Genomic DNA, 5314 nt, shown 5'->3' with positions numbered 1-5314 from the left:
GAAGACCCACACTGGTGGCAGGCCGAGGCGGACGGCCCGCAAGCCCACTACCGAGCGCTGGACTACCTACGCCGACGTTCCCAACCCGGCCCCACCCAGCTACCGGCCGGGCTCGCCGCCACCCAAGCCCGACCCCGACGGCGCTGGATCGCCGAGCACCGACCTGTCATCACCGCCACGCGGCATCCACCAGGCCATCCGCGTCGCCGACCGGCTGCGCGCCGGCAACTGACCGGCAACTGACCAGCGGTGATCAGTCGTTGGCGGCCGCGGCGCCGTGGTCGGACACGACGTTGTGGACCGTGCCGACGGACAGCTTGGTGGCGCGGGCGATGGTGCGGATGGACTCGCCATCGGCGTGCCGCGCCAGCACGATCCGGCGTTTGTCGGCATCCGCGACGGGTGGCCGCCCGCCGCGGCGGCCGCGAGCGCGGGCGGCTTCGAGGAGAAGCGGGAACATGCTGTGCAGCGGGACGTCGATCAGGATGACGGCGACCGCGCTCATGCCGGCCAGGCGGCTGAGGGTGGCGACGAGCTCGATGACGGTCCTGATCGCGGCCGTGATGGGCCACGATGCGCATTGCGGGCTCCAGACGGGCACCCCCTGCAGCCGCCGGAGCGACCTTGAGCCAGCCCCGGATCCATGTCGGTAGTGCGTCCGCGTCCGGTCGGTTCATGGGGGCTTTCAGGCTGGTGGAACTAGTCGGCCCGTCAACGCATTCGCCCTGGTCATCGGCCGGTACCACGTCACCGACGACATGCCGTTCCTGGTCAAGTCATGGCGGCGGTGATAGTCGGCGTCCACGCTGGGTCCGCCACACTTGAGGAAGGAGAACGGGGCCTCCGGGCAAGGGAGACCCCGTTCGGCCACTCCCCGTTCATGCCCATGGCTGATGGCTCGCGACCAAGTTCTTCCACTGGCTCGTCGCCCCCGACCCCAGATCAGCCCCGGACTCCAGATCAGGCGTGCGGTAGGCCGATGACCCGGCGGGGCGCCGGCCGACCGGCGGCGGAGACCGCGAGTGGGGCTTCCCATGGCCCAGCCGGAAGCTCGTTGCCATGCCGCGGGCGCTCGTTCGGCGCGCGTGTCCGAACGAGGGCGAGCGAGTCAGCCACGCGGAAACACATCGCCGCGACCGCTGGTGAGACACCATATGACGCCTCATATGATAGTTAATCTGGATGATCAGGCCTTCGGGGCAGTTCAGTCACACGGTTGCGTGGTGGCCCGCCTGCCCGATATCGGGGCACTGCCGGACGCGCCGATGCTGGCCGCAGGGCTGCCCACTTCGTCGAGCCGCAGGCTCCAGAGGTCTGCCAGTCGGCCGACGGTAGTGATATTACTATCCGTGGGATCACTCGGCCCAGGCTTCGCCGAGTCGACCGCGTGCCACACGGCGTCGGCCCCCGTAGCTCGCCGCCTCGTCGCGAGGCAGCCCTCCCGAGATAGGTTGACGCCCGCCATAAGCAGCGCGAGTCATGACCCCGAAATGAAGCGTTCGCAGGCTCGGTTGACCACCTACTGGAACAACGAGGATCCACCGGGAACTGGCGAAGCCTGGTCCGGTTCGAACGACCGGACTACCCTCTCATCTCCCTGCCTGTTGACGTCGAGTTGGAGCACCTTCACGAACCTTCCCCCTTGCAGCCTACGGAACATCGATGCAGGTAGAAGCGATAATAACTATCATATGAGCTATCATACGATAGCTCAGACTCATTACACGCCACTACTGCATCATCGTAAGCACTTAACCTGCATGATTACAACTAGACTGTGGACATACCATCAGTAGAATCGGATGAGTTACCCTGCGGCACAGCCTTCAGCAAGGCCCTGTCCAACGATCTATGAACATCAGCGTGAACAGCGGTACACGAAGCAGTGTCCACCGGCGTGTCGTCCTCTACTGAAGCATCCCGTGAGCTAGGTTCTCCATGCGATGACCTACGGTAGCTATCCAGCGATGATGACACTGCTGCTGTCATGGCTGCTTGCAGATCCGCTGACGGGTATGCGTGATCATCAGTGCCATCCGACACTGACAACGACGAGGACACAGACAGCGAAGTAGCAGATGGGCATGATGGCGACACAGACGAGATACATGAAGGAATCGTCGATGGCGAAGAGGAACGATCCGCATCTGTCCGCGCTGCGGCGTGTTGTGCTGATAGCTAATCAGAAGGGCGGCGTGGGGAAGACCTCCATCACCACCGCGCTCGGGTCGCTCGTCGCCGATGGCTCTCACCGGGTACTGATCGTCGACGCCGACCCTCAGGGCAACGCGACCGGCAGCGACCTGGGCGTCGTGGGGGACCGCGGCCGCAGCCTGATGATGGCGCTGCAGTACGGCGAACCGCTGCAGGTGCAGCGCGACGTGCGTCCCGGGCTGGACCTGATCTGTGGCGGACCGTTCCTGGCCCAGGTCGGCGCGCTCACCGCCACCGCCTCGCAGACCGGCCTGGACCTGGTGGCGAACCTGCGCAAGACGCTCGCCCAGGCCTGCGCGGCCGGCGGCTACACCCTCGTGCTGATCGACTCGGGCCCCGGCGACGCGCCGCTGCTGGACGCGCTGCTGCGCACCGCCCGCTACCTGATCGTGCCCACCCGCGACGACGACGCCTCGCTGGAAGGCGTCGAGCTGCTGGCCCGCCGCTACCTGATGGCCAAGGAGCGGGACGGCGCGATCCTGCAGTTGCTCGGCGTGGTGCTCTTCGACGCCAACCCACGCGCCACCGCCCGCAACGGCCAGGTGCTCGAGGACCTGGACAGCATGCTCGAAGGCTCCGGCGCGAGCTGCTTCAAGACCATGATCCGCAGCGACCGCGCGGCCGCGCTGGACCTGCGCGCCGCGCATCTCACCCCGGCCGAGCTGGTGGACGCCACCGCGAACGCCAGCAAGGCCCGGCTGGCCCGGCTCAGCAGGGCCGGTCGGCACCGCGCAGACGAGGACGAGGTGGAGCAGCGGCTGTGGTCGCGCGATCCGGTACCGCTGGCCAGCGACTATCAATCCCTGGCGCGTGAGCTGCTGGGGAGGGTCGCCGCGTACGAGAGAACGTCGGCATGAGCTCGAAGCGTCGACGTCAGGTGTTCGACCCGAACCGACTCGGGGACATCGACGATCTCCTCCCGCCGCCGGTGGTGGAGCCGGCGACTCCGCCACCAGCGGAGCCCGCTGAGGTCGCCGAGCCGGAGGAACAGGCCGCGCCCGCCCCGGTAACCCCAGCCGCGCGGCCGGCACCGGAAGCCGAACGCCGCCCCGTGGTGGACCGGATCAAGGAGACCCCTCCGGCCCGCCAGCCCAAGGGACAGGGCGGTCGCCCCCCGGGCCGGAGTGTCGCCGAGCGGACGGTCGCCGAGCAGGGGAGCGGAGCTCGGGTGGCCGTGGCGGTGCGCATCTCGCCCTCGCTGTACAACGAGGTGAACACCAACCTGCTCTCGCGCCCGGAACGCCCGTCGTACGGCCAGCTGGTCCTGTGGACCTGCGAGGACTACCCGGACGACGTGGTCACCGAGGTACGCGAGGCCCGGCCCCAACCCGGCGCGCGCCGGCCCCGAGGCCACACGCTGGCCTCCGAGGGCGTGCAGATCACCTTGCGCATGACAACCGAGGAACGAGACTTCTTGGACGGCATCGCCGACCAGGCCCGGCCCGATCCGAACGCGAAGCGGGTCACCCGCACCGAGGTCGCCACCGCCGCCCTGCGCCTAGCCCTGGCCCGCCCACCCGAGTGAGCCGCCGCCCTACAAGGAAGTTCTTCCTACGGGGAACTACAGGCGGTGCCTGGAAACACCCTGTGACCAGGGAAGACGGGGCGTCGGCGGTACAGAGTTATGCGCGCGAAGCTACAGACATATGCGGGTGGCGGCCCGGGACCGGTGACAGAGATATGCGTACCGGGCGCCAGAGCTATGCGTGGAACGACGGCCGAGGTGACAGTCTTATGCGTGGATCGGGATGCCCGCCGCCGTTGACGTGACAGAGATATGCGTGGACAACCAGCGGTGGTGACAGAGATATGCGTGGACGACTCGCCGTGTCGCGTCCGGTCCGACCAGCGCGAACGATGCTGTGGCACCCTCTGCGCGATGTCTGGGAAGGGGCGACCCCGCCGCGATGAGCTGGAGCTGGTTCGCGCGGCCGCCGAGCTGTGGGACCAGGACGAGCCCGAGCTGAGCTACCTCGCGCGGCTGTGGTGCCAGACCAGCCTTCCGTACCGCGACCCCGGCGACGTGCCGGCCTGGGGCCGCCGCAACGGCGCGCTCTCGCTCGTGGTCCAGCCCGGCATGACGATCGGCCCGGACGGCCACCCGCGCTCCATCGGCTTCCCGTACGGCACGCTGCCCCGGCTGCTGCTGACCTGGCTGTCCACCGAGGCGGTCCGCACCCGCGAGCCGGTGCTGGTGCTCGGCGACAGCCTGTCGGCGTTCATGCGCACCCTCGGGCTGGTGCCCACCGGCGGGCGCAACGGCACCATCACCCGCCTCAAGAAGCAGATGGAGCGGCTGTTCCTGGCCAGCCTCACGGTCCGCTGGGACGGCACCGGCGAACGGCAGGCCGGCGGCCGGCTGAACGTGGCCAGCAGCTACGACCTGTGGTGGTCGGAGAAGAACCCGGACGAGCCGACGCTGATGCCCTCCACCGTGCGACTGTCCGGCGAGTTCTTCCGCGAGGTCACCGAGCACCCGGTGCCGCTGGACCTGGGCGCGCTGCGGGCGCTGCGCGGCTCGGCCCTGCGCCTGGACATCTACGCATTTCTCTGTCACCGCATGTCCTACCTGCGCCGGCCGACCACGATCCCGTGGGACGCGCTGCGCGGCCAGTTCGGCTCCACACTTGGCGAGAACAAGAACGGCCGGGCCCGGTTCAAGCAGGAGTTCGAGCGCAACCTGCGCGAGGTGCTGGTGGTCTACCGCCAGGCGCAGGTGACCTCCACCCGCGCCGGCCTGGAGTTGCGACCCAGCCCGACGCACGTGCCGTTCAAAGGCCTGCTCGCGGCCACCAAGGAGACCCACGAGTAGTGGGAGGTGGCCCGCGTCGGCGGCCGTCGGCGGCAGAGTCGGCGCCGGCCCTGCCGAGGGCTCGACGGAATATCAGCCGTGGTGGCTCCACTCCCGTGCCACGGCGCGGCGTATCCGCCGGTCGTATCGCCGCGCTAGGTGCCAGCGGGTGAGTGCCAGGATCGGCCCCGCGTGGTGGTTCGAGTCGGCCGTCAGTATCCGCCGGCGGATGGATGACGCCGGCCGAAGCTCGACCTCCCCGGGGTCCGGGATGGCCGCGAGGCAGCCGCGATGCAGCAGGACCGGGCC

Annotated in this window: 6 protein-coding genes; 4 read left to right on the top strand and 2 right to left on the bottom strand. The window is 68.7% G+C overall.

Annotation, left to right across the window (positions count from 1 at the left end; all coding sequences use genetic code 11):
* Positions 1-232, top strand: a 232-nt coding sequence (locus N912_RS64895; RefSeq protein ID WP_211261661.1) for a hypothetical protein, incomplete at its 5' end; no start/stop codon positions are given.
* Between the two features lie 21 nt (positions 233-253).
* On the opposite strand, the gene N912_RS61440 is transcribed toward N912_RS64895, so the two are convergent.
* A complete protein-coding gene (locus N912_RS61440; RefSeq protein WP_028927998.1) occupies positions 254-601 on the bottom strand; it encodes a helix-turn-helix domain-containing protein in 348 nt (115 codons plus the stop codon).
* A 1522-nt stretch (positions 602-2123) separates the two neighbouring features.
* Here N912_RS61440 and N912_RS0147940 point away from each other — a divergent pair.
* The 3 genes from N912_RS0147940 to N912_RS59595 all read left to right on the top strand — a co-directional run bounded on the left by N912_RS0147940 (position 2124) and on the right by N912_RS59595 (position 5026).
* Positions 2124-3071: a ParA family protein gene (locus N912_RS0147940; RefSeq protein ID WP_051581821.1), complete on the top strand. Its 948-nt coding sequence runs from the start codon at positions 2124-2126 to the stop codon at positions 3069-3071.
* Positions 3068-3739 (top strand): hypothetical protein, encoded by a 672-nt coding sequence (locus tag N912_RS64390; RefSeq protein ID WP_156994465.1) that lies wholly within the window; start codon positions 3068-3070, stop codon positions 3737-3739. The genes N912_RS0147940 and N912_RS64390 overlap by 4 nt, the downstream gene beginning before the upstream one ends.
* Before the next feature lie 354 nt (positions 3740-4093).
* Positions 4094-5026 (top strand): replication protein RepA, encoded by a 933-nt coding sequence (locus N912_RS59595; protein WP_037070429.1) that lies wholly within the window; start codon positions 4094-4096, stop codon positions 5024-5026.
* Between the two features lie 72 nt (positions 5027-5098).
* Here the strand turns inward: N912_RS59595 and N912_RS65445 are convergent.
* The coding region (locus N912_RS65445) for a hypothetical protein (protein ID WP_037070428.1) at positions 5099-5314 on the bottom strand (216 nt) is incomplete at its 5' end.

It is taken from the genome of Actinospineispora acaciae DSM 45401 (genome assembly GCF_000620785.1).
GTDB classification, from domain to species: Bacteria; Actinomycetota; Actinomycetes; order Mycobacteriales; family Pseudonocardiaceae; genus Pseudonocardia; species Pseudonocardia acaciae.
The sequence above is the reverse complement of the archived record's forward strand: the minus strand, read 5'-3'. Positions and strand labels throughout refer to the sequence as shown.